The sequence below is a fragment of the Empedobacter sp. UBA6305 genome (assembly GCF_002440405.1).
GTDB lineage: Bacteria > Bacteroidota > Bacteroidia > Flavobacteriales > Weeksellaceae > Empedobacter > Empedobacter falsenii_B.
In genome coordinates this window covers 1-25,390 of the sequence record NZ_DJTP01000016.1, presented here as the reverse complement: position 1 = coordinate 25,390, position 25,390 = coordinate 1, and the positions used below count along the sequence as shown (strand labels likewise).

Annotated in this window: 25 protein-coding genes and 1 pseudogene; 19 read left to right on the top strand and 7 right to left on the bottom strand. The window is 32.3% G+C overall.

Annotated elements, in window-relative coordinates; genetic code table 11:
- Positions 1 to 38: 38 nt before the first annotated feature.
- The 8 genes from B3M86_RS03790 (at position 39) to B3M86_RS03755 (ending at position 7,504) form a co-directional block, all read left to right on the top strand.
- Positions 39 to 1,040, top strand: coding sequence for an NAD(P)H-dependent glycerol-3-phosphate dehydrogenase (locus tag B3M86_RS03790; RefSeq protein ID WP_291075475.1), 1,002 nt, complete (start codon positions 39 to 41; stop codon positions 1,038 to 1,040).
- A gap of 1 nt (position 1,041) precedes the next feature.
- Complete coding sequence (locus B3M86_RS03785) at positions 1,042 to 1,455, top strand: hypothetical protein (RefSeq protein ID WP_291075477.1); 414 nt, start codon at positions 1,042 to 1,044, stop codon at positions 1,453 to 1,455.
- Positions 1,456 to 1,579: 124 nt separating this feature from the next.
- The gene (locus B3M86_RS03780) at positions 1,580 to 2,002 is read left to right on the top strand and encodes a hypothetical protein (protein WP_286495472.1); all 423 of its coding nucleotides are present in this window, start codon (positions 1,580 to 1,582) and stop codon (positions 2,000 to 2,002) included.
- A 150-nt stretch (positions 2,003 to 2,152) separates the two neighbouring features.
- A complete protein-coding gene (locus B3M86_RS03775) occupies positions 2,153 to 3,028 on the top strand; it encodes a bifunctional 5,10-methylenetetrahydrofolate dehydrogenase/5,10-methenyltetrahydrofolate cyclohydrolase (protein WP_291075489.1) in 876 nt (291 codons plus the stop codon).
- 4 nt (positions 3,029 to 3,032) lie between these two features.
- Positions 3,033 to 3,680 (top strand): 7-carboxy-7-deazaguanine synthase QueE, encoded by a 648-nt coding sequence (locus tag B3M86_RS03770; RefSeq protein WP_052217917.1) that lies wholly within the window; start codon positions 3,033 to 3,035, stop codon positions 3,678 to 3,680.
- Positions 3,681 to 3,776: 96 nt separating this feature from the next.
- Complete coding sequence (locus B3M86_RS03765) at positions 3,777 to 4,298, top strand: plastocyanin/azurin family copper-binding protein (protein WP_180905630.1); 522 nt, start codon at positions 3,777 to 3,779, stop codon at positions 4,296 to 4,298.
- A gap of 234 nt (positions 4,299 to 4,532) precedes the next feature.
- Positions 4,533 to 6,266: a thiamine pyrophosphate-dependent enzyme gene (locus B3M86_RS03760; RefSeq protein WP_286495849.1), complete on the top strand. Its 1,734-nt coding sequence runs from the start codon at positions 4,533 to 4,535 to the stop codon at positions 6,264 to 6,266.
- Positions 6,266 to 7,504 (top strand): MFS transporter, encoded by a 1,239-nt coding sequence (locus tag B3M86_RS03755; RefSeq protein WP_291075479.1) that lies wholly within the window; start codon positions 6,266 to 6,268, stop codon positions 7,502 to 7,504. The genes B3M86_RS03760 and B3M86_RS03755 overlap by 1 nt, the downstream gene beginning before the upstream one ends.
- 46 nt (positions 7,505 to 7,550) lie before the next feature.
- On the opposite strand, the gene pgi is transcribed toward B3M86_RS03755, so the two are convergent.
- Positions 7,551 to 9,203: a glucose-6-phosphate isomerase gene (gene pgi, locus B3M86_RS03750; protein WP_291046171.1), complete on the bottom strand. Its 1,653-nt coding sequence runs from the start codon at positions 9,201 to 9,203 to the stop codon at positions 7,551 to 7,553.
- A 163-nt stretch (positions 9,204 to 9,366) separates the two neighbouring features.
- Between pgi and B3M86_RS03745 the strand changes: the two genes are divergently transcribed.
- Genes B3M86_RS03745 through B3M86_RS03725 form a run of 5 tightly spaced genes read left to right on the top strand, consistent with a single transcriptional unit; the run spans position 9,367 to position 15,062 of the window.
- On the top strand, positions 9,367 to 10,992 hold the full coding sequence (locus B3M86_RS03745; RefSeq protein ID WP_291046169.1) for an alpha/beta fold hydrolase: 1,626 nt from the start codon (positions 9,367 to 9,369) through the stop codon (positions 10,990 to 10,992).
- 55 nt (positions 10,993 to 11,047) lie between these two features.
- Positions 11,048 to 11,794 (top strand): lysophospholipid acyltransferase family protein, encoded by a 747-nt coding sequence (locus B3M86_RS03740; RefSeq protein WP_286495845.1) that lies wholly within the window; start codon positions 11,048 to 11,050, stop codon positions 11,792 to 11,794.
- On the top strand, positions 11,791 to 13,641 hold the full coding sequence (locus B3M86_RS03735; protein WP_291075481.1) for a M1 family metallopeptidase: 1,851 nt from the start codon (positions 11,791 to 11,793) through the stop codon (positions 13,639 to 13,641). Before B3M86_RS03740 ends, B3M86_RS03735 begins: the two co-directional genes overlap by 4 nt.
- 3 nt (positions 13,642 to 13,644) lie before the next feature.
- Entirely contained in the window at positions 13,645 to 14,118 is a 474-nt protein-coding gene (rnhA, locus tag B3M86_RS03730; RefSeq protein ID WP_038336544.1) for a ribonuclease HI, read from the top strand.
- Positions 14,119 to 14,153: 35 nt separating this feature from the next.
- Positions 14,154 to 15,062, top strand: a complete 909-nt coding sequence (locus B3M86_RS03725) for a hypothetical protein (RefSeq protein ID WP_291078973.1) — start codon at positions 14,154 to 14,156, stop codon at positions 15,060 to 15,062.
- A gap of 61 nt (positions 15,063 to 15,123) precedes the next feature.
- Here the strand turns inward: B3M86_RS03725 and B3M86_RS03720 are convergent, their stop codons facing one another.
- Together B3M86_RS03720 and B3M86_RS03715 are read right to left on the bottom strand one after the other, a co-directional pair.
- Positions 15,124 to 15,897 carry a TrmH family RNA methyltransferase gene (locus tag B3M86_RS03720; RefSeq protein WP_291075483.1) on the bottom strand — a complete coding sequence of 258 codons (774 nt, stop codon included), beginning with the start codon at positions 15,895 to 15,897 and terminating at the stop codon, positions 15,124 to 15,126.
- Between the two features lie 39 nt (positions 15,898 to 15,936).
- On the bottom strand, positions 15,937 to 16,278 hold the full coding sequence (locus B3M86_RS03715; protein ID WP_219034657.1) for a DUF4377 domain-containing protein: 342 nt from the start codon (positions 16,276 to 16,278) through the stop codon (positions 15,937 to 15,939).
- Between the two features lie 153 nt (positions 16,279 to 16,431).
- On the opposite strand from B3M86_RS03715, the gene B3M86_RS03710 reads away from it, so the two are divergent.
- The 3 genes from B3M86_RS03710 to B3M86_RS03700 all read left to right on the top strand — a co-directional run bounded on the left by B3M86_RS03710 (position 16,432) and on the right by B3M86_RS03700 (position 18,902).
- Positions 16,432 to 17,724, top strand: a complete 1,293-nt coding sequence (locus B3M86_RS03710) for a peptidase U32 family protein (RefSeq protein WP_280035167.1) — start codon at positions 16,432 to 16,434, stop codon at positions 17,722 to 17,724.
- A 14-nt stretch (positions 17,725 to 17,738) separates the two neighbouring features.
- Entirely contained in the window at positions 17,739 to 17,969 is a 231-nt protein-coding gene (locus B3M86_RS03705; protein WP_291053483.1) for a ferredoxin, read from the top strand.
- A 375-nt stretch (positions 17,970 to 18,344) separates the two neighbouring features.
- Positions 18,345 to 18,902 (top strand): 5-formyltetrahydrofolate cyclo-ligase, encoded by a 558-nt coding sequence (locus tag B3M86_RS03700; RefSeq protein WP_280049495.1) that lies wholly within the window; start codon positions 18,345 to 18,347, stop codon positions 18,900 to 18,902.
- On the opposite strand, the gene B3M86_RS03695 is transcribed toward B3M86_RS03700, so the two are convergent.
- The gene (locus B3M86_RS03695; protein ID WP_280049494.1) at positions 18,842 to 19,471 is read right to left on the bottom strand and encodes a hypothetical protein; all 630 of its coding nucleotides are present in this window, start codon (positions 19,469 to 19,471) and stop codon (positions 18,842 to 18,844) included. The two genes, B3M86_RS03700 and B3M86_RS03695, sit on opposite strands and share 61 nt — an antisense overlap.
- The gene (locus tag B3M86_RS03690) at positions 19,455 to 20,537 is read right to left on the bottom strand and encodes a hypothetical protein (protein WP_038336552.1); all 1,083 of its coding nucleotides are present in this window, start codon (positions 20,535 to 20,537) and stop codon (positions 19,455 to 19,457) included. Before B3M86_RS03690 ends, B3M86_RS03695 begins: the two co-directional genes overlap by 17 nt.
- Before the next feature lie 306 nt (positions 20,538 to 20,843).
- On the opposite strand from B3M86_RS03690, the gene B3M86_RS03685 reads away from it, so the two are divergent.
- Together B3M86_RS03685 and B3M86_RS03680 are read left to right on the top strand one after the other, a co-directional pair.
- Positions 20,844 to 21,101, top strand: coding sequence for a hypothetical protein (locus B3M86_RS03685; protein WP_286495840.1), 258 nt, complete (start codon positions 20,844 to 20,846; stop codon positions 21,099 to 21,101).
- A gap of 30 nt (positions 21,102 to 21,131) precedes the next feature.
- A complete protein-coding gene (locus B3M86_RS03680; RefSeq protein ID WP_125349179.1) occupies positions 21,132 to 21,353 on the top strand; it encodes a hypothetical protein in 222 nt (73 codons plus the stop codon).
- 61 nt (positions 21,354 to 21,414) lie between these two features.
- On the opposite strand, the gene B3M86_RS03675 is transcribed toward B3M86_RS03680, so the two are convergent.
- Together B3M86_RS03675 and B3M86_RS03670 are read right to left on the bottom strand one after the other, a co-directional pair.
- Positions 21,415 to 22,464, bottom strand: a complete 1,050-nt coding sequence (locus B3M86_RS03675; RefSeq protein WP_219034651.1) for an NAD(P)-dependent alcohol dehydrogenase — start codon at positions 22,462 to 22,464, stop codon at positions 21,415 to 21,417.
- Positions 22,465 to 22,543: 79 nt separating this feature from the next.
- A complete protein-coding gene (locus B3M86_RS03670; RefSeq protein WP_291075485.1) occupies positions 22,544 to 24,658 on the bottom strand; it encodes a prolyl oligopeptidase family serine peptidase in 2,115 nt (704 codons plus the stop codon).
- A gap of 200 nt (positions 24,659 to 24,858) precedes the next feature.
- Between B3M86_RS03670 and B3M86_RS03665 the strand changes: the two are divergent.
- Positions 24,859 to 25,371 (top strand): annotated as a pseudogene (locus B3M86_RS03665) (MATE family efflux transporter); the annotation flags it as partial.
- Positions 25,372 to 25,390 lie beyond the last annotated feature (19 nt).

Here is a 25,390-nt window from a genome sequence, read left to right as displayed (position 1 = left end):
TACAAATTAATTAACTTTGTCTATTCAATACATATATTATGATAGAGTTATCTAATCGTAAAGTTGGATTAATAGGGAATGGAAGCTGGGCAACTGCGATTGCAAAAATGCTGAATAAAAACCTTGAAACTTTCAACTGGTGGGTAAAAGATGAATACGTAAAAGGATATTTAGAGCGAAATAGACACAATCCAAATTATTTAACTGATGTCGAATTTAAGTCAGAAAAGCTTAAAATTTCAACGGATATCAACGAAGTTGTCATGAATTCGGATATCATCTTTTTGGTTGTGCCATCTATTTACGTTGTCGATTGTTTGAGTAAATTAACTGTTCCGTTGACAGATAAATTTGTAGTAACATCAATCAAAGGAATTATTCCAGATCATTATCAATTGGTTGGACAATATTTGTTTGATAAATTCGATGTAAAAGAAGAACAATTAGGAATTGTAAGTGGTCCTTGTCACGCTGAGGAAGTTGCTTTGGAGCGTCTTTCTTATTTAACAATTGCGGCGCAAGACGAAAACAAAGCACAAGTTGTTGCGGATTGTTTAGCATGTGATTTTATCAAAACGAAACTTTCAAACGATATTTACGGAACTGAATTTGGCGCGGTATTGAAAAATATTTACGCGATTGCAGCAGGTATAGCGCATGGTTTGGGTTATGGAGATAATTTCCAAGCAGTTTTGATGAGTAATGCGATTCGAGAAATGAATCATATTTTAAAAACCGCAAGTCCAATGAAGCGTAAAATTAACGATTCGGCTTATTTAGGCGATTTGTTAGTAACAGGATATTCGTTCTTTTCACGAAATCGAATGTTCGGAAATATGATTGGAAAAGGTTACACCGTAAAATCTGCTATTTTGGAGATGAATATGGTTGCCGAAGGTTACTATGCGACAAAAGGTGTGGCAATTATGAATGAGCAATACCAAATAAAAGCGCCAATTATCAACGCTGTTCATAAGATTTTATACGAAGATAAAAACGCAAAAAAAACTTTCGAAAAGTTGTCTAAAAAATTAGATTAAGATGATTAAACAAGATTTTATTTCAAAATATATTCAAGAATTAAACAAAACATTGGCTCGAATCATTTCGTTAGAAGTTGGAAATGCAGATGAAGGTTTTTTGATTATTTTCAATCAAATGTTACAATCGTATTACAAAATTGATGATAATAATTTGTCGACTTTATTGGAAGCAAACGAAGAACGCGATCAATTTTTGTTGGCAGATGAATTGAAAAAGAAAAATATTTTGACGTTTATGAAAGCGATTCGTATTTATCTCAATCGAGAAGATTTTACAAAAGCAAAAGCATCTTACGAAGTCTTGAAACGCATTGAAAGCATCAATTCTGGAATTTTTCAATTTCCGACAGAAGAAGATAATTTGATTGCGCAAGAACGAAAAGTTGTGGAAGAAAAAATGAGTAATTTGTAATAAAATCAAACTTTATAAAATTTCAAAAAAGCTGTTAGAAAACTAACAGCTTTTTTTTTGTATCTTAACACAACCTAAATCAACCTACTATGGATAACATTCTTTCATTACTATCATCATTATTTTGTTTTTTTCTCCATTTGCACTACTTCTTGGAATAACTTTTTGGGCAAGTAAATCACGCGAAAAGAAACAAAATGCTTTGTTAACACAAGTTCCTCCAAATGTAGAATTTAAAGCAGTTTTGCGTTATAACTTTGGAAATCTACAATCAAAATTCTTAAAAATGAAAGCGTTTCAAGGAAGTGGTGTTTTATATGTTTTGGACGACAAAACACATTATATCACCACAAATAATCCGAATGATAATTTTATTTTCGATCTGAAAACTTCACAAATCAATTGGATTGGTGTTAATCTTACAAATGGTTTGTTGGAATGGTTTCAATTGAAAAATGGAGAAAAAGATTATTATTTCAATTTCGAAACTGGCATGTTTATTTTTAATATAAATTCTAAAAAAAATGAACACAACACAAGTTTTTAATTACTTAAAAGAATCGCAGAAAAAATATCAATAATGCTAAAACCACTTCACAACGAAGTGGTTTTTCTATTTAATCAGAAAATCATCAACTCAAAACTTAATGATTTATTTTCCAATTTGTCCGTATCTTTGCGCAAACACAACAAAACAATGCAAATTTTAGACGGTATTAAACTGGCAAAAGAGATCAAACAAGAGATCAAGGAGCTGGTGCAGAATTACAAGGACCAAGGAGTTCGTGTACCACATTTGGGTGCAATTTTAGTAGGAAGTAATGGTGCTTCTCAGACCTATGTTGACAATAAAATCAAGGATTGTCATTTTGTAGGTTTCGAGTCATCAGAATTACGTTTGCCTGATACAATTTCTCAAGAAGATTTGATTGCAGAAATTGAAAAATGGAACAATGATGATACATTGGACGGGTTTATCGTGCAATTGCCATTACCAAAACACATCGATCAAGAAGCGGTTATCAATGCAATTGATCCTAAGAAAGATGTAGATGGTTTTCAACCGATGAATTTTGGTAAAATGGCGTTAGAAATGGAAACATTTTTACCTGCTACACCTTACGGAATTATGGAAATGTTAGAGCGTTACAACATTGATACAGCTGGTAAACATACAGTTGTGATTGGTCGTTCTCGCATCGTTGGTCGCCCAATGAGTATTTTGATGAGTAAAAACGGAAATCCTGGAAACAGTACAGTAACATTAACTCATTCGAAAACTCAAAATTTAGAACAATTTACAAAAGAAGCTGATATTGTGATCACTGCATTAGGTGTTCCTGGTTTCTTAAAAGCTGATATGGTAAAAGTTGGAGCGGTTATCGTTGACGTAGGAATTACACGCGTTGATGACGAAACTAATCCACGAGGATTTAGATTAGCTGGTGATGTAGATTTTGATAATGTAAAAGAAAAAGCATCGTGGATAACGCCAGTTCCAGGAGGAGTTGGACCAATGACACGCGCTATGTTATTAAAAAACACATTGTTGGCATACAACAACAAAAAATAAAATTATGATACACATTGCATCAACAACTGCAGAAGAACAACAATTGATACAAGAAGGGAAATTATTGCCTGTTATGGAGCATTTTTACACAATTCAAGGTGAAGGAATGTACACAGGTGTGGCTTCTTATTTTATTCGATTAGGAGGTTGTGATGTTGGTTGCCATTGGTGCGATGTAAAAGATAGTTGGGATGCTGAAAAGCATCCCTTAACTAATGTGGATGAATTGGTGGATTTGGCAACTTCTCAAGCCAAAACAATCATCATTACAGGAGGAGAACCTTTAATGTGGGATTTGACTTATTTGACAAAAAAACTACACGAAAAAGGTGCAAGAATCCATATTGAAACTTCGGGTGCCTATCCGTTGAGCGGAGAAATTGATTGGGTTTGTCTTTCTCCTAAGAAATTAATGTTGCCGTTAGACGAAGTTTGCGAAGCTGCAAATGAATTGAAATGTATTGTGTTCAATAATCACGATTTTCAATTTGCTGAAGAACAAGCTGCTCGAGTTGGAAAAGATTGTACGCTTTTCTTACAAACAGAGTGGAGCAAACGCGACAAAAACCTTCCATTGATTGTGGAATATGTAAAAGAAAATCCAAAATGGCGTTATTCTTTACAAACACACAAATATTTGGATATTCCTTAGAAATTTATCTGTTTAAAATCAGTTCTATTTAGACTGAGTAAACTTTTTTAAGTTACTGAATTTCATTATTTTTATATCAAACAAAAAATTGAAATAATGAAAAAAATAGCTTTGATGAGTTTCGCGGCAATTTTGATGATGAGCTGCGGAGGTTCTAAGAAAGATGAATCAACTCAACCAGAAATAGATTATAGTACAGCTCCATCAGAAGATGCTGAAACTTCTACAGCTACGCCTGCTACAAACAACCATATTGTTTTGAAAGCAAGTGATGATATGCGCTACGATAAAACTGAATTTACAGTGAAAGCTGGCGAAGAAGTAACTTTAATCTTAATGAATGCTGGTGAAATGTCAAAAGAAGCAATGGGACATAATTTTATTTTATTAAAACCAGGTTCTGATGCTTCTGCTTTTGCAAATACAGCGGCTTCTGCTAAGGCGACAGATTATATTCCGACAGAATTACAATCAGAAATTATTGCGCACACAAAATTGTTAGGTGGTAAAGAAAATGATCAAATCAAATTTACCTTAGAAGAAGGTACTTATGATTTTTTATGCTCTTTCCCAGGACATTTTGCAACAATGAATGGAAAAATTAAAGCAGTTAAATAGATTGTGCAATTATTTTTTATGTCAAATATAGTTTTGGCACAAATATTGAAATATTCATGTACGTATAAGATTTAGTAGAGTAAATTTTGTCCTCATGTGTTAATTTTAAGCCTGTTTTTCAACAGGCTTTTTTGTTTTTCAACAATTTAATATTCAAATATTTAACACTTATTTTAAACATTTTTATCCTATAATTTCATAACTTGTTAGTCACAATCAAAAAAATACTTTATTATGGGAAAGAATGTAGCACATCAAATTGTAGAATTACTAGAAAAAGCGAATATAAAACGTGTTTATGCAGTAACTGGTGATAGTCTCAATTTTTTTAATATTGCAGTTAAACAAAGTGACAAAATTGATTGGGTTCATGTAAGACATGAAGAAGCTGGAGCAATAGCTGCTACTGCCGAATCAGAATTGAATGGGATTGGATGTTGCGCTGGAAGTTCTGGTCCTGGTCATGTACATTTGATTAACGGAGTTTATGAAGCGCATAAATCAAGAACTCCTTTAGTTGTAATTGCCTCTACTCTGCCTACAATAGAATTTGGTACAGATTATTTTCAGGAAACGAATACTATTAAACTTTTTGATGATTGTAGTTGTTATAATCAAATTATAACTCGAGCAGAACAAGTTCCTAGAATGGTACAAACAGCAATACAACATGCTATTTCAAAAAAAGATGTTGCAATTATTGGACTTCCAGGAGATATTGCAGAAATGGAAGCCGTTGAAAGTAATTATACCTCGAATTTCTATTTCAATCAACCTATTATTACTCCAAATAAAACTGAATTAAGAGAAGCTGCTTCTATTATAAATGATGCTAATAATATTACCTTATTCTGTGGAATTGGCGCATCTCAAGCAAATGAAGAAGTTATAAAACTTTCTCGTCATTTGCATGCTCCAGTTGGATATTCGTTCAAAGGAAAAATGAGTATTCAACCCAATAATCCAAATGAAATAGGAATGACAGGATTACTTGGTCAACCATCTGCTTATCATGCTATGCACAAAGCTGATTTAATTATTTTGATTGGTACCGATTTTCCTTATAAAGATTTTATTCCAACAGATAAAAAAATCATTCAAATTGATTCAGATGGCTCTAAACTTGGACGAAGAGCTAAAATTGATTTAGGATTAGTCGGAAATGCAAAAGAAACAATTAACGAATTAATTGAGTTATTAGAACCTAAGCAAGACAAAGATTTTTTGGATAGTCAATTAGAAATGTACAAGAAAGTTCTTGAAAGCAAAATGACATTTGTTCATGAAAAAGGAAAAGAAAATGCCATTCAACCCGAATATGCAGCTTATTTATTAGATGAGTTAGCTACAAAAGATGCTATTTTTACAGTTGATACAGGAATGTGTTGTGTTTGGGGAGCACGTTATATAACGGGTACGGGGGAAAGGAAAATGTTAGGATCTTTTAATCATGGTTCTATGGCAAATGCAATGCCTCAAGCGATTGGTGCACAAATGGCATATCCTGATAGACAAATTATTGCGATGTGTGGAGATGGTGGAATCTCAATGTTATTAGGAGATTTAGCAACCATCAAACAATATAATCTACCTGTTAAACTAATTATTTTTAATAATAGAACATTAGGAATGGTCAAATTGGAAATGGAAGTTGCTGGTTTACCTGACAATGAAACAGATATGGAAAATCCTGACTTTACTTTGATTGGAAAAGCAATGGGAATAGAAAGCGAATCGGTTAAAAATCCTGATGATTTACCTGATGCAATCGGAAGAGCTTTTGCGCATAATGGACCGTATTTATTAAATGTATTTACAAATCCAAACGCTTTAGCAATGCCTCCAAAAGTAGATCTTGATCAAATGATTGGAATGACAAAATCTATGGCGAAACTAATGTTAGGTGGAAAAATGAATGAGGTAATGGAAACGATTAAATCCAATTATAAACATTTAAAAGATTTATAATGAATCAACCATCATCTATCACACAATCAAGTAAAAAACTTTTCATCATTGCATGGGTTTTAGGCTTAATCTTTTATTTCATTGATTACGCAACTCGTTCTGCGCCTTCATTAATGATCACAGATTTGGCTCAGAATTACAACATTTCTAAAGAAAATTTAGTTTCTCTCATTGGAACATATTATTACTCTTATTCGATATTCGCTTTAATTGCTGGAATATGTTTAGACAAATTTGGTGCAAGATATTCGATGTTTGCAGGGTGTTTTATACTCGGAATAGGATGTATTTTATTTATTGTTTCCTCCCAATTTGCTGGAACAACAGGCAGATTATTACAAGGAGCAGGTAGCGCATTTGCTTTTCCTGGTTGTGTCTATTTAGCAACCAAAGGATTCTCATCAAAATCTTTAGCAACAGCAATAGGCTTCTCTCAATGTATAGGAATGCTTGGAGGAGCGGCAGGACAATTTGTGGTTGCGCCATTATTAGAAAATGGTTTTGGATATAAAACATTTTGGATAATTGCTGGAGTTTTATGTATAATTCCAGCTGTAGCAATGCTGTTCATAACTCCAAAATCGTCTGAAGAAGAGATCGAAAAAAGTAAACAAACCTCTTTTATTGAACCTTTCAAAATTATTTTCAGCAATCCAAATTCTTGGTTAACTGGTATTATTTCTGGATTATTATTTATACCGACAACAATTTTTGCCATGACTTGGGCTGTTCCTTTTTTCAAATTAGACTTAGGTTTTGATGCTCACAATGCTGCTATGACTGCTGCTATGGCGTCACTAGGCTGGGTAGTTGGATGTCCATTAATGGGTTATATAACGGATAAAATAGGAAAAAGAAAATCTGTTATTCTTTTTGGTTGTATCGGAATGATCCTGATGTTTATACAACTCATTTATCTTTCAGATTTAATTCCAATAAAAGTTACATTTTTCATTTTTGGGCTTTTCTCTGGAGTCGCAATGATCCCATATTCGGTTATCAAAGAAGCTAATCCAGATTATGTAAAAGGCTCTGCAACTGGAGTTCAAAACTTTTTGACATTTGGTGTAACTTCTCTAGTTAATCCTGTTTTTGCTAAATTATATGGAAACGAAATTGTAAATGTTACAGATAAAACTGTACATTATCATCAAGCAATTTGGTTTTGGATCATTGGAATATTTATTGCCATTATTCTAACCTTATTTTTAAAAGAAACTGGTCACAAAAATTCATAAAAAAATCCGCTCATTGAGCGGATTTTTTAGTAATTGTATTGATAAATTATTTTCTCCAATATTTATAAGCATTGATTAATCCATTTGTAGAAGCATCATGAGAAGTAACTTGTTCATCATTTTCTAACTCTGGTAAAATCACATTTGCTAATTGTTTTCCTAACTCTACTCCCCATTGATCAAAAGAGAAAATATTCCAAATAACACCTTGCACAAAAATTTTGTGTTCGTACATCGCAATTAAATTTCCTAAAACTTTTGGAGTCAATACTTGATATAAAATTGAGTTTGTAGGACGATTTCCTTCAAAAATTTTGAAAGCAGTTAAGAAATCAATTTCTTCTTTCGATTTCCCTGCTTTTTCTAATTCAGCAACAACCGTTTCTTCATCTTTTCCAAAAGCTAAAGCTTCTGTTTGAGCAAAAAAGTTTGATAATAATTTTGCATGATGGTCGCCTAAAACATTCAACGAATTAGCTCCTGCAATAAAATCGGCTGGAATTAATTTTGTTCCTTGATGAATTAATTGATAAAAAGCATGTTGTCCATTTGTTCCTGGTTCTCCCCAAATAATTGGTCCCGTTTCATAATCTACTTTTTTTCCATCACGACCAACATATTTACCATTACTTTCCATATCTCCTTGCTGAAAATATGCTGCAAAGCGCGATAAATATTGTTCATAAGGTAGCAAAGCAACCGAATCTGCACCAAAGAAATTGTTGTACCAAATTCCTAAAAGCGCTAAAACAACTGGTATATTTTGATCTAAAGTTTCTGTCTTGAAATGCACATCCATTTCATGCGCTCCCTCTAACAATTCTTCGAAATTATCGAAACCAACTGCCAAAGCAATGCTCAAACCAATCGCGCTCCACAACGAATAACGACCGCCAACCCAATCCCAAAATTGGAACATATTTGCTGTATCAATTCCGAAATTTGCAACGCCTTCTGCATTTGTCGATAACGCCACAAAATGTTTCGCTACATCAGCTTCTTGCGCATCAGAATTCAAAAACCACTCTTTTGCCGAAAACGCATTTGTCATCGTTTCTTGCGTTGTAAATGTTTTTGAAGCAACAATAAATAAGGTTGTTTCTGGATTTATTTCTTTAAAAGTTTCTGCTAAATGCGTTCCATCAATATTCGAAACAAAATGAATATTCAAACGAGTTTTATAATGTTTCAATGCTTCCGTCACCATCACAGGTCCAAGGTCAGAACCTCCAATTCCAATGTTGACAACGTCTGTAATTTCTTTTCCTGAAAAACCTTTCCATTCACCCGAAATTACTTTCTCCGAAAAAGATTTCATCTGATCTAACACCTCATTAATTTGAGGCATCACATCTTTTCCGTCAACCAAAACTTCTTCATTAGAGCGATTGCGTAAAGCTGTATGTAGAACAGCACGTTTTTCAGTAACGTTAATGACATCTCCTTCAAACATTTGCTGAATTGCTGTATCAACATCCATTTCTTTCGCTAAATCAACCAAAAGTTGAATCGTTTCTTCATTAATTCTATTTTTCGAATAATCCACTAATAATGAAGGATATTGAATCGAAAATTCTTCAAAACGATTTGCATTTTGAGCAAATAATTCTTTGATTGACGTATGTTGAATCGTTTGAAAATGTTTCTCTAACGCATTCCAAGCATTCGTAGTTGTTGGATTGATTGTATTTAAAGCCATAATATTTTTAGTATTCTTTCCTTAACAAATTTAATCATTTCATGCTCATCTCAAAACCAATATTATTACGATAACGTTTTAGATGAAAATTTTATGAAATAATTAATAAACGATTAATGTAACCTTTTTAAAAACAATGCGTCATATAGCAAACAACAAAGTCATGAGCAACTATTTTTTTGGATTAATTTTAAGTATTTGTACAATCGTTCAAGCCCAAATTCAAGTGAAAGGAACTGTAAAAGACAGTAATAATTTGCCAATTTCATACTGTTCTATTGGAATAGAAAATTCAGAAGTTGGAGCAATTACAGATGAAAATGGTCAATTTTCTATCGAAATTCCCGAAAATTTAACTAAAACTCATTTAGTTTTTGATGCGTCAGGTTATAATTTAACTTCAAAATCGGTTCATGATATTCAACAAAGTTCTGTTGTTATATTAACTGAAAAATCAATTTCATTGTCAGAGGTGACACTGAAAACAGAAAAAATGAAAGAGAAAATTATTGGACAAAAAACTCGTCCGATGCTTACTTTTTCTAAAATGTTTGATGAAAATGTACCTACAATTGAACAAGGAAATATTTTTGAAATTTACCCAACTACAAAACTGAATGCGTTTAATTTTCATATTATTCCAAGTTCTAAATTTGAAGAAATAACGCTGAAAGTTAATATTTATTCGGTCAAAAATGGGTTACCCGTAGAATCCATTTTAGATAAAAACATTATTTATAAAACTTCTACAACAGGATGGCAAAAAATTAATTTAACACCTTATAAATTTCGATTCAAAAATGTTGATCAAATTGCTGCAACACTACAATTAGTTGGTTATAAAAAATTAGATCAAGAAGATTTTGTTTTTGGTGTTTCGGCTAAAAAATCTTTAGCAAAAGATTTATTGTTTAGGTATCAAAGTCAAGGTAATTGGGAAGCTTCCGAAGGCGTTTTTATCGCCAACTTAGATCTTTTATATTCAAAAGATAAATTGACTATAAATGAGGAAAAGCCTGAAGAAATTGATACAAAAACAAAAGAATTAATTTCATATTATCAACATAAAGAGAATGCTAAAAAGTTGATTTATGGAAAAAATAAGTTAGGAAAATATATTGACATAAACGATGCAAAGATTTATTATGAAGAATATGGACAAGGTGAGCCTTTGATTTTTTTACATGGAAATAACGGAAGTATAGAAGATTTTTATCAACAAATTCCATTTTTTGCCAAGCATTATCGAGTAATTGTTCTTGATACGCGCGGACAAGGGAGAAGTACAGATTTGACAAATACACCTTACACTTATGAAGAATTTTCAAACGATTTACTTCAAGTGATACAAAAACTTAATCTAAAGAAAGTAAATCTTGTTGGTTGGAGTGATGGTGCAAACACAGCTTTAATTATCAATACTCAACATCCTGAATTAGTTAATAAAATTATAACAATTGGAGCAGTTCTTAATCCAAATGGAGTAAGCGAAGAACTGATTGAGAATTTGAAAAGTTTAGTAAATAGATCTTCAGAAAATACGAATTTACGCTTAATCAAATTGATGTTAAATGAACCAAAAATTACTAAACTAGAATTAAATAAAATTCAAAATCCTGTATTGGTCATTGCTGCAGAAAAAGATGAAGTAAAAGAGAGTCATACTAAAGAAATTCAACAAAATATTTCAAAAGCAGAGTTATTGATTATTCCAAATTCGACACATTATGTTCCTTTCGAGCAACCAAAAGTATTAAATGAAGCCATTTTGAAGTTTTTGAAAAAATAGGAACATAGGTTTAGTTTTCATTTTCTCCATATCTTTACCCAACTAAACCAACTCAATGAAATACATCACAGGTTTCTTCGTCCTTATTTGGCGCATTTGGATGATTTTATTAGCCGCAATTTATGTCCTAACAATTGGTGTTTTTATCGTATTACCTTTAGCAAACTTCGATAAAACATTTCCTTACATCTACCCATTTATAAGATATTGGGGAAAATTTGTTTTGTATGGAACAGGATTTAGAATAGATTACAAAAAACTTGTTCCACTCGATCCAAAAGAAAATTATGTTTTTATAGCTAATCATACTTCGGTGATGGATATTATGTTGATGTTGACTATTCTAAAACATCATCCAATCGTATTTGTAGGCAAGGCAGAATTGCTTAAAATCCCTATCTTTGGACGAATATTCGAACGAATTTGTATCCCTGTCGACCGAAAAAGTGCACGTAGTAAAGCACTTGTTTATCCCGAAGCAAAGAAAAAGTTAGACAAAAATCTGAGTATTTTTATTTTTCCTGAAGGCGGCGTTACAAACGACAAAGAATTCAAAATTTATTTGGATCCTTTCAAAGATGGAGCGTTTAACATTGCGATTGAAACACAAACACCTTTGGCTGTTTTGGCGATTCACGGTGTTAATAAAATGTTTCCATTCAATTGGTTTCGAGGATATCCAGGGAAAATAAAAGTTCGATTATTGGCGACTTTCGAAACGAAAGATTTGAATGTAAAAAACGATAAAGTGGCGCTGAAAGAAGCTGCTTACAACATGATTTTAAAAGATTTAGAACAATGAAAAATTTAGTTTATATCGCATTAGGAACGGCTTTAACGGCGGTTAGTTGCAATAAACAAATCACTTCTACCACAGAAACTGAAGCAAAGGATAATCAAACTTTTGCTGATTTAGATAAAACTCGCATCAAACATTTGAGTTTAGATATCGAAACTGATTTCGATAAGCATCAAATCAAAGGTTCGGCGGCTTATACATTCGAAAATAATCAAGCAAAACAATTGATTTTAGATACCGAAAAACTAATAATTGATTCAGTTTTATTAGCGAATGGAAAAAAAACAACATACAAATTAGGTGAAAAAGATTCTATTAAAGGTCAAGCCTTAATCATTGATGTTACGCCAAATGATACAATTGTAAAAGTTTTCTACAAAACTTCTCCAGACGCAAATGCCTTACAATGGTTAAATGCACAACAAACTCACGATAAAAAGCATACGTTTTTATTGTCGCAAGGACAAGCGATTTTAACGCGTTCTTGGATTCCAATTCAGGATACACCAAGTGTTCGCTTAACGTATGATGCAAAAGTAAAAACGCCAAAAGATTTGTTGCCTTTGATGAGTGCAATCAATCCGAAAGAGAAAAATGCAGAAGGTGTTTACACGTTCAAAATGCCTCAACCAATTGCACCTTATTTGATTGCTTTGGCTGTTGGTGATGTACAATATCAACCAATCGATAACAGAACGGGAGTTTATGCAGAACCTGGCTTATTGAAAGCTGCTGCGTGGGAATTTGCCGACATGGGAAAAATGGTAACGGCTGCCGAGAAATTGTACGGAAAATATCCTTGGGAACAATTTGATGTATTGGTTTTACCGCCTTCGTTTCCTTTTGGTGGAATGGAAAATCCGCGTTTAACATTCGCAACACCAACTGCAATTGTAGGTGATCGTTCGATGACGAATTTGATTGCACACGAATTGGCGCATTCTTGGTCTGGAAATTTAGTAACGAATTCTTCTTGGGATGATTTCTGGGTAAATGAAGGATTTACAGTTTATTTCGAACGTAGAATTATGGAAGAATTAGAAGGAAAAGATTATGCAGATATGATTTCGGTAATCGGTTTTCAAGATTTGGAAACGTCGATGAAAAATATTCCAGAAAAATATACTTCATTAAAAGTGAACATGAAAGGTGCAAATCCTGATGATGCTTTTTCTGATGTTCCGTACGATAAAGGTTATTTATTTTTGAAAATGTTAGAAGATAAATATGGTCGTAAAAAATTTGATAAATTCTTGAATCAATATTTTTCTTCGCACGCTTTCCAAACGATGACGACAGAAAAATTTGTGGAGTATTTGAAAACTAATTTGACAAATGGAGACGATTCTTTTGTTCAAGAATGGATTTATAACACAGGTTGGCCAAAAGATTTGAAAAAACCTACTTCAAAATTATTCGATTTAGCAGAAGCACAGTTACAGCAAGATATTAAAAACGGGCGAAATAAAGTTGCTCCGAAAAAAGTGGCGATATCTACGAAATCTACAAACGAATGGGTTCATTTTATTCGTCAAATTGATACGACTAAAAACACGAAAGAAGATTTAGCTTATTTGGATGCTATTTATGATTTTACAAATTCAAAAAATCCAGAAATTGAATGTGCTTGGTACGAAAAAGCATTTTTAATGCATTACGATAAAGTCAACACAAATGCAAAAGAATTCTTGGTAAATGTTGGTCGTCGTAAATTTTTAGAGCCTTTATATTTAGCTTTAAAAGAATCTAATCAATTGGATTTAGCGAAGAATATTTATAAAGATGCGCGTCCAAATTATCATTTTGTTGCGCGTCAAACAATTGATACAATGTTAAATTACAAACCATAAAACATGGCGATTGTAGCATATACAGACGGTTCGTCGTTGGGAAATCCTGGTCCAGGAGGATTTGGTTGTATTTTGTTGGAAACCGAGAAAAAAGTCAAAAAAGAAATTTCTCAAGGTTTTCGACTAACAACCAATAATCGAATGGAATTGTTGGCAGTTATTACGGCTTTGGAAACGCTAAAGTTCACCAACACGGAGATTACTATTGTGACGGATTCTAAATATGTGGTAGATGCTGTGGAAAAACGTTGGGTTTTTGGTTGGGTGCAAAAGAATTTCAAAGGAAAGAAGAATGCTGATTTGTGGAAAAGATTTTTAGAGGTTTATAAAATTCATCGCGTAAAATTTCAATGGATAAAAGGTCATGCTGGACATCATTGGAACGAAGAAGCTGATAAATTGGCGGTTGCGGCAGCAAATAAACCAGAAAATTTTAAGATAGATTCTTACTTCGAAATTCATCAAAACGAAGAATAATTTTCTACTTTTGTGAGGCAGAGAGAAAAATGAAAATGAAGACGTTGTGGAGATTTCTCCTACTACTTTTAATTACAATTTACAGTTGTTCGCCTAAAAAAGAAAAAGGTGAACTTGTCTACTTTAGTGGACGAATCGCAAATGCGCAAACAGATAGCATTTATCTATTATTGAATAATCGTGAAAAAGCTTTTGCTTTAGATTTTGATGGAAACTTTTCGGATACTCTTCAGTTAGTTGACGAAGGCTACAAAACACTTTCTATCGAGCGCGAAGAGTTTACAATTTATTTGATTCCAGGTGATAGTTTGATTCTAAATACAGATTTAAAACATTTGGAGAATAATTTCAAATTCTCTGGAATAGGAAAAAATCGAAACAATTATTTGGTTGACAAAAGTTTTAAAACGGATAAATTCTTAACTGAACATACCGAATTATTTAAACTTGCTCCGCCAGATTTCAAAAATCAAATCAAAAAGTTTCATCAAAAAGTTTTCGAAAATTTAGAAAAATTAGAAGTTAATTCTTCATTCATCAAAACAGAAAAAACGAATTTAAATTACGATTTTATCAATTTGTTGTACATATACAAGGATTCGTACACTTACTACAATCCTGCTTCACAACAATTACCCGTTAATTTTTTGACAGAATTAGACAAAATTGATTTAGATAATGACGAGGATTATAGAACGTATCAGAGTTACCGTAATATTGTCTTAACAAACTTACAAGAAAAATTATATCAAGGTCTTTCCCCAGATACTTTATTGGAAAACATCAAAAGTCAATCGATAAAAAACGGATTTATTAATTCATTAATCTATGAACTTGATCCAAAAGATCCGAATAGCAACGGAATTTATCAAGCGATACAAAAACACTGTAATTATCAACCTTGGTTGAATGAGGCTGCAAAGCGCATGAAAAAATTTGGTTGATAACTTAAAAAAATAAAAGCCACTTCTTTCGAAGTGGCTTTTATTTTTAATATTATATCTCTTATTGTCTTTGTCTCACTGCTTCGTAAACACAAATCGCTGCAGCATTACTTACGTTCAGTGAATCTACAAAACCTAACATCGGAATTTTAATCAACGAATCTGAATGATCAGCCCAAAAATCCGAAAGTCCTGTTGCTTCAGTTCCTAAAATAATCGCAGATGATTTTGTAAAATCAGTCTCGTATAAATTCTTTGTTTCATCTCTCAAAAATGTTGAAACAACTTGAATATTTTTCGACTTTAAGAAATCCAAAACATCCTCTTTACTTGCTGATGTAATTTGATTGGTAAACAATGTTCCAACCGAAGAACGAATCACATTCGGATTGAAAAAATCAACTGTTTCATCACAAACAATTACAGCATCTACTTTTGCTCCATCTCCAGTTCGTAAAACTGCACCAAGATTCCCTGGTTTTTCTACAGCTTCCAAAACAACAACCAACGCATTTTCTGGTAATTGTAAATCCGTTAATGTCGAAGATTTCGTTTTATAGGCACCGATAATTCCGCCTGTCGATTTTCTATACGCAAGCTTTTCAAAAACTTGTTTGGTAATTGTAAATACTTTTGCCTGTCCAAAATCAATTGATTTGTTATAAATATCTTCGCAAATATAAATTTCAACCGCTTCGTAACCACCTTTTACAGCTAATTCATTTTCTTGTGTTCCTTCCACAATAAATAAACCTTGATTTTTACGTTCTCTCGATTTTTCTTGCAATTTCAGCAAGTTTTTAATCCTTGGATTTTGAAGACTTTCTATTAACATTTTACAAAATTACTCGAAATTCTTTGAAGTAGATTCAAATTATTTCATTGTTGCTAATTTTTTACTTACAACTTTTACTAACTTATATTTTAATGAAGATGCATCTGCTGGTGGATTTTCAATTTCAGATTTTGAAACAATAATTTGATATTCATAACCTGGTTCATGCTTAAATCCTTCAATCTGATTATAAAAATATTGCCATTCAGCTGCATTTGCTTCTTTTACCATCATACATTGCATTTTTGCAACTCCTGCGGTACATTCTCTTGTTTCTGGAGCAACTGTTAACAATTCTTCTCCTTGTTTCAATTCTTTAGTTGAAGCACAAGAGGCAAATAAACCGATACTTAAAATACTTGATAAAATAATTTTTTTCATGGAATATCATTTATTGTTTGACAACAAATATTATGCTAAAAACTAACTTAAACTTCAAAGTAAATTCATTCTCAAAAATTTAACTTGATTATAAATAACTTAATCACTTGTATTTTTTGTTGTACCTTTGCACCTTAAAATCAGAATTTTCGTATGACCAAAGATGGAAAAATGGAGTTGATGGCTCCTGCTGGGAATTTCGAATCGTTACAAGCGGCTTTAGATAATGGAGCTGATTCTGTATATTTCGGAGTTGAGCAGTTGAATATGCGTGCGAGAGCATCAATAAACTTTACAATGGACGATTTACCAGAAATCGTAAGACGTTGTGAAGAAAAAGGTGTGCGTTCTTACCTTACTTTAAATACAATTATATACGATCACGATTTATCTTTAATCAAAAACTTATTGGACAGAGCAAAAGAAGCAAATATTACGGCTGTTATTGCGATGGATCAATCTGTTATTGCTTATGCAAGACAAATTGGGATTGAGATTCATATTTCGACACAAATTAACGTTACGAATATCGAAACAGTAAAATTCTATGCAATGTTTGCTGATACAATGGTATTGTCGCGTGAATTGAGTTTGAAACAAGTGAAAAAGATTTGTGAACAGATTATCAAAGATGATGTTCGTGGACCGAGTGGAAATTTAGTTGAAATCGAAATTTTCGGTCACGGAGCATTGTGTATGGCTGTTTCAGGTAAATGTTACTTGAGCTTACATTCGCACAATTCTTCTGCAAATCGTGGAGCTTGTAAACAAAACTGTCGTAAAAAATATACGGTAATCGACCAAGAATCTGGTTTCGAAATCGAATTAGATAACGAATACATGATGTCGCCAAAAGACCTTTGTACAATGGAATTTTTGGATGAAGTGGTTGATGCTGGTGTAAAAGTATTGAAAATTGAAGGTCGTGGACGTGCTCCAGAATACGTTGCAACTGTAATTCGTGCGTATAGAGAAGCGATTGATTCTATTGCGGATAAAACATATTCAAAAGAAAAAGTGGATTACTGGATGGGATTATTGCAAACTGTTTATAATCGTGGTTTTTGGTCTGGATATTATTTAGGTCAAAAATTAGGAGAATGGTCTGCTGTTCCAGGTTCTATGGCAACTCAGAAAAAAGTTTATATCGGAAAAGGAGTTCATTTCTTCCCAAAACCAAGTATTGGTCAATTTGTAATTGATGCCTATGATTTGAAAATTGGAGATTTAATTTTAGTTACAGGACCAACAACTGGAGCCAAAGAAATGGTGGTAACAGAAATGATGGTGGAAGATGTAAAATCTGATACAGCTAAAAAAGGTGATTCGATTACAATTCCGATGGAATTTAGAATTCGTCCATCTGATAAATTATACAAATTAGTAAAAGTAGAAGAGCCAGGAACGCAACAAAATAGTGTTGAAGAAGGCGCTTATTCTCATTAAAAAAATAGTTATCAATGGTCATTATTACGTTACAACGCGATAAATGCATCGGATGCAACTATTGTTATGAGTTAGCACCAGAACGATTCAGAATGTCAAAAAAAGACGGTAAATCTGTTTTATTAAAAGCAATTGATAAAAAAGGTTTCCACACGTTGAAAGATCCTGATCATTCTATCGTAGATAATTGCGAACGTGCTGCCAAAGCTTGCCCTGTAAATATAATTACAGTAAAAGAAATATAGATTAAAACATTAGCTATATAAAAAGTCCATCAAAATTTTGATGGATTTTTTTATTTTTAAAATTTATTGGATTAATACACAACCACATAAAAGACAATTACGGTTTCCCGCATTTTTTATAAGCAACCTTTTTACCATATTTGCATCTAGATAATAGAATTGATAACGAAATTAAAAATGTCAAAACCGAAGAGAATTCACAAAACTTACAAAAAGTCTTTGTTTAGTAAAATGAAAGTAAAACCTGTTAACTTATTGTTATTTATGGCAATCGCTTGTTTTATTTTTGTATTAGTTTTTCTGAATTAATTGAATTTCTTACTCTCTACTTTTTTACTTTAATAATTTCTTAACTTCGTATCAAACTACGAAGAAATGACAAAATCTGAAGCTAGAAAATATTACCGAACGTTGAGAAAATCATTCACTAAAGAAGAAGTGAATAACTTGAGTGATCAAATTTTCGAACACATTAAACAATTAGATTTTTCTACAGATCAGACTTTTCATATTTTCTTACCTATCGAAAAAAATAACGAAATCAATACTTATCCAATCATAAATTGGCTATTTCAACAACAAAAAGAGGTCGTTTTGCCTTTGGTTATTGGCGATGATATGATTAATTGTAAAGTAGAAAAAGGTTTCGAAACGGTATTAAATTCACTTCAAATTCCAGAACCTATTCAGTATTCAGAAATTGATTCTAAAGCTATTGATGTTATTTTTATTCCAATGTTTGTTGCCGATAAAAAAGGAAATCGTGTAGGTTACGGAGGAGGATATTATGATAAGTTTTTGGCAAGATGTAGAGCTGATTCAAAAAAAATAGGTCTAACTTATTTTAGACCTATCGAATATATTGAAGACGCTTATTTCGGCGATTTTCCTCTTGATTTTTGTATTACTCCAGACGGAATTGAATCTTTCTGAATCGAGTCTTTTTTATCATTTAACGTTCTAAAATAGAATTTAAACTCTCGTTGAAATTTGATCGGCTCTTGTTTTAACACAAATACCCCAACATGATTATTGGTTTCGATTAATTTTTTATCCGAATTGAAATAATTAATTGTATACGCAATTCGCTTGATAGAGTCAGGTGTAATTGAATCTTTTGGTAAAATTGCAAATTTAGAAACGGAAGTAAATGTTACTTTTTTTGAACGAAGTTCTCTCAATAACGAAAATATTTCGGTCGTATCTTTTTTAGGAAAATAAGATAACAATTGATCTCTCAACAAACTATCAACAACCGTATCATTGGTATTAGATGCCAGTGCCGAAAGCTCGAAAAACTCGCGCAATTTTTGCTTTGCAATAAAATTTACAGCTTCTACCGAATCCATTTTATTACTTACTGTCGATGCTTCGTTTTTGTAACCTTTTATTGCTTCTGGGTTATAATCTCCTTTATATTTATCGTCTTTGCACGATAATATCATCCAAACACTCATCAGCAATATCATGCTAAACTGAACTATTTTACTTATCGTTCTCATCTTGCTGGATTTTAAATTTTAATTTCACAATTTTTCCATTTTTCCTTTCCGATTCGATCAAAGAAAAATTCTTTAACGATGTCGTAGGCATTGTAACTAAATTGATATATTGTTGTTTCGAAAGAATCTCTACACCAAAAAAATCATTGTCATACACTTGATAAATCAACGCATCATCCGCAATCATTTGATTTAGCTTAGAAATTCGTTGTTTCAGATCTTTTGCTGAATTCGAATAATAATACAGCATAATTTTATAATCATCTGGCTCTAACAAAAGCTTTTCTGGCTGATTATATTGATGCAAATTAACCTTAAACGTATCTTGTTTATAATAAGGTGAACTCACAAACATCTTGATTGTATCTTTTTGCGATTCGAATTTGATACAACCTGTTTTCGTTGATAAATAAAGTGGCGTAAAACCATCTCTAATAATTGTAACCTCAACAGAATTGGTAATTGCAGCTTGTCTATCCGAATCTACAAAACAAAATTCATATTCTCGCTGACCAAAAATTGAATAATAAATAGTTGCTCCAATTCCGCTCAACAAAACAACTGCTGCTGCTATTATCGAAATCAATTTTAGCTTAGGTTTTGTTTTAGCAACTTTCTCTTTTACCGGAATTATTTCTTTTTCTGTTGATGGTTTAACATCTGCTGGAATCTCTACTTCAGATTCTTCTGGAATTATATGTTCTGATGAAAAATTTTCGTTTTCTGTTACTTCAATCGTCGATTCTTCAGTCTTATTTGGACCAAAATGTTCGATTTTCTGAACATTAAGAAAGTGTGCCCAATTTTTATATCCACAATATTGCGCCAAAAGATTGAGCATATCAATACGCGGAAGTTTCTTAAAATCTGACTTAAAATACGTATAAAACCATTTTTCACTAACAGTAGATCTGGTTTTATTGAATAAATCGTCTTGAAAAGATGTAATTTCTTGCCCCTTCCAATCGGAGATATTTTCGGATTGAGCAGAATTTTCTTCCAAAAATCGATTTGAAATCGTTTTTTTCAGAATTTCGAAAATTTCTATATCTGTAAATTTGCTCAAAAAAATAAAATTTATAAAGTTGGTTTTCAATATTTTGTAAAATAATTTCGATTTTACAAATTTTCTTTTAATACAACTACAAATAAAATAATTTTTTTGATATGTTGAGTTGTATTTCTTTATTAATGCTTTGTTAAATGATTTCTTTTGTTGTAAAACATTTGTTGAATATTAGATGATTGGATTACAATCATCTTACAACTATTTTACTTCAAAAAACTTTGATGTCTGCTTAACTTTGGTTCAACAAAATGATTGAAAAAATCAAGAAAAAAAAATCAATTAAACATATCAAAAATTAAAGTTATGAAAAAATTAGCATTAAACGTAATCGTATTAGGAGTAATCGGAACTTCATTTGGTCTAACATCTTGTAATTTATTTGGATCGAAAGAAACAAAAACTGAAACAGAAGTAAAAAATGACACGATTACAACAATCGAAGATTCTGTAAAAATTGACTCTGTAGGAAAAGATTCTGTTGTTATCAAAGATTCGGCAGTTGTAAAAGAAACTCCTGTAAAAGTTGAAACAACTACGACTACAACAACAGAGAAAAAATAATTTGTAGAATAGATTAAACAAAAAAATCAAATGAAAAAATTAGCGTTATTCGCTTTCGCAGCGATTTCTTTCACAGCAATTTCTTGTAAACAAGAACCAACAAGTGTAGGAGAACCAACAACAGTTATTGAAGATTCTGTAAATGTTGAAAAAGCAGAAATTCCTTCGGCAGATTCTGTAGAAGGAGTTACGGTAGATTCTTCGAAAACTGTAAATCCAGCAGGAACAACAAAAGATTCTGTTGCGAAATAGAACTTAAAAACTCAAAAAAAATCCGCTCGTTAAGCGGATTTTTTTGTTTCTATATCTAAGATTAAGATTCTTTCAATGATTTAATATCAATCACAAAACGGTACTTCACATCAGATTTCATCATTCGCTCGTAAGCTTCATTAATGTTTTGAATATCGATCATTTCGACATCAGACACAATATTATGTTCTCCACAAAAATCTAACATTTCTTGTGTTTCCTTGATTCCTCCAATTAAAGATCCTGCTAAATTACGACGTTTCATAATCAATAAACCTCCGTGAACAGCATCTAAAGGCTCGATAGCTCCAACCATACACATTGTTTTATCTAATTTTAATAATTGTAAATATGGATTAACATCGTGTTTTACAGGAATTGTATTCAATAAAAAATCAAATGAATTTGCATGCGCTTTCATTTGTGTTGCATCTTTCGAAATCAAAACCTCATCAGCTCCAAGTTTCTTTGCATCTTCACCTTTAGACTCAGATGTTGTAATCATTACAACATGTGCACCCATTGCTTTTGCAAATTTAACACCCATATGTCCCAAACCTCCAAGACCAATTATACCAACTTTATCGCCCGATTTTACATTCCAGTGACGCAAAGGCGACCACGTTGTAATTCCCGCACACAACAATGGCGCAGCAGCTTTTACATCGATATTTTCGGGTACGTGAAGCACAAAATCTTCTTCTACCACGATGTTTTCTGAATAACCACCGTAAGTGATTCCACCATGTTTCGAGTTTTTAGAATTGTACGTTCCTGTAAAACCATTTTCACAATACTGCTCCAAACCTTCGTCGCAAGAATGACAATGTTGACAAGATTCTACCATACAACCTACTCCAACCAAATCTCCAACTTTAAACTTTGTTACATCAGAACCAATTTCTTTTACTCGACCAATAATTTCGTGCCCTGGAACAACTGGATAATTTGGTTTTCCCCAATCGCCTTTCGCTGTATGAATATCGCTGTGACAAACTCCACAATACTCGATATCTATAAAAATATCTTTCGCATGTAAATGTCGACGTTCTATTGTGTGTGGCGCTAATGGATCAGTTTCATTAAACGCTGCGTATGTTTTTGTGTTCATTATTTTTAAAATTTTTAACCCTATAAAATTAAAAAATCTACCTGAATAATCAGATGGTTTTGAATGAATTAAATTATAATTATTTCAATTTTTTGATTCCCATGTTCCACAAAGTGAAGGCATACTTATCAGCTGTTTCATTGATCACAACTTCTGTCGAACGACCTGCTCCGTGACCAGCTTTTGTTTCAATTCTGATTAAAACTGGATTATCACACGCTTGTTTCGCTTGTAAATTAGCCGCAAACTTGTACGAATGCGCAGGAACGACACGATCATCATGATCTCCTGTTGTGACTAATGTAGCAGGATAACATGTTCCTTCTTTTACATTGTGAACTGGTGAATATCCTTTCAAATACTCGAACATTTCTTTGCTATCATCAGCTGTTCCATAATCATAGCCCCAACCTGCACCTGCAGTAAATGTATGATAACGTAACATATCTAAAACACCAACCGCAGGTAATGCTACTTTTGCTATTTTTGGATTAATTGTTTCTGTTGCTCCAACTAATAAACCTCCGTTAGATCCTCCTGATAATGCAGTAAAATCTGGTGAAGTGTAATTGTTTTTCTGTAAGTATTCTGCAGCAGCAATGAAATCATTAAAAACATTTAATTTATTGAATTGACGACCTCCATCGTGCCATTTTTTACCATATTCTCCACCTCCACGTAGGTTTGGAACAGCGTAAACTCCACCATTTTCAATCCAAGCAGCAGTTGCTGGACTAAATCCTGGCGTTAAACTAATATTGAATCCGCCGTATCCGTAAACGATTGTAGGATTTTTACCATTTTTCTTCAATCCTTTTTTATACGTAATAATCATCGGAACTTTTGTTCCATCTTTTGACGTATAAAAAACTTGTTCAGAAATGTAATCATCTGAATTAAATTTCACATTTGGTTTAATGTAAACATTCGAAGAACCCGTTTCTACATTGTATTTGTAGCTTGTAGATGGTGTGATATAATTTGAAAATCCGAAATAGATTTCTTTCTCTGATTTTTTCCCTCCAAATCCTGATGCAGAACCAACTCCAGGCAATGTAATTTGACGAACTTTTGATCCATCATATTTGTATTGCTCCACAACCGAAATTGCATCTTTTAAGTATTTAGCAAATAAATAACCTCCTCCTGTAGAAACAGATAATACATTTTCAGTTTCCGGAATAACTGTTTTCCAAGCAGATTCGCTCAAATCAGAAATAGTTGCTTTAACTACTTTATTGTTTGGAGCTTTGTTATTTGTAAAAATGTAAAAAGTTTCTCCATCATTATCAATCACAGAAGTATTTGTGTCAAAATTATTCACAATCGTTTTGATTGGACTATTTACTTGAGACAAATCTTGATAATACAATTCATTTCCAGTTGTTGTGTTAGCAGCTGTAATAATTAAGAAACGCTCATCATCCGTCAAATAAGCACCAACATAGCGACGAGGTGTTTCTGCTCCTCCAAAAATCAATTGATCTTTTTTCTGAGCCGTTCCTAATTTGTGGTAATATAATTTGTGTTGATCTGTTTTTTCTGATAATTCAGATCCTTTTGGTTTATCATAAGAAGAATAATAGAAACCGTCATTTCCTTTCCAAGCTGTTCCAGAGAATTTAACATCAATCAATGTTTCTCCAACTTGTGTTTTATCTTTTGCGTTAAGAACAATTACTTTTCTCCAATCTGATCCACCTTCTGAAATAGAATATGCAACTAAGCTTCCATCTTTAGAAAAGCTAACATCAGCCAACGAAACAGAACCATCTTTGGAGAATTTATTCGGGTCTAAAAAAACTTCTTCTGTTCCGTTTTCACCTAATTTACGGTACAAAACAGAGTGTTGTTGTAAACCATCATTTTTGTAGTAATACGTATAATCTCCTTCTTTAAAAGGAGTCGAAATTTTCTCATAATTCCAGATATCCGTCAACGATTTTTTCAATTGTGTACGTAATGGAATTTCATTCAAATAAGCATAAGTTGCTTTATTTTGTTCGATCACCCATTTCTTCGTATCCTCAGACAAATCGTCTTCCAACCAACGATATGGATCTTGTACATTCTCTCCAAAATACGTATCAACATGATCAATTTTTTTTGTATCTGGATACTTTTTCTTGTAACTCTGTGCATTCACTCCTACCATAAGGGCAACATTAAATAAAATAAAAGCAGTTTTTTTCATTTCTTCTTAGTATAGCTGTTTTGGTAAAGATAATAAAATCAAAAAGATAAATTGGTATTGAAAAAAATGATTTATTTTTGGGCAAAATCCTCTCAGATTTTAATTGAAATGAATACTTACAACTTCGCGGCAACTTAACGTTAAATTCATTTTGATTTAAAAATTTATCAAGTATTTTTAATTTTTTTAAAACCAAAAAAATGACTGTAGAAAAGTCTTTAACAGCCAAAATTGGGTCTATTTTTTCGTTAATTAAACAATCTTTTTCAAGCGAAAACTTAGATTTAACCGCGTTACCAATCAAAAAATCAGTCTTTCTATTAGCAATTCCGATGATGTTCGAAATGGTGATGGAATCTGTCTTTGCATTGGTCGATTTATATTTTGTAGGACATTTAAAAGAAAGCGCTTTCGCCATACAAACCGTTGGTCTTACAGAATCTTTATTAACAATTGTTTATTCGATTTCAATAGGAATAAGTATGGCTGCAACTGCCATTATTGCACGAAGAATTGGAGAAAAGAAACCCGAAAAAGCTTCGGAAAGTGCTTCGCAAGCAATTTTATTATCGATAATCATTACAATTCTGTTGAGTATTTTCGGATTTATATTCGCCAAAGATTTATTGATTTGGATGGGATCATCTGAACAAGCCGCAGAATACGGGAAGAATTTTACTAAAATAATGATGGCAAGTTGTTTATCAATTGTAACCCGTTGTGCATTTTAAA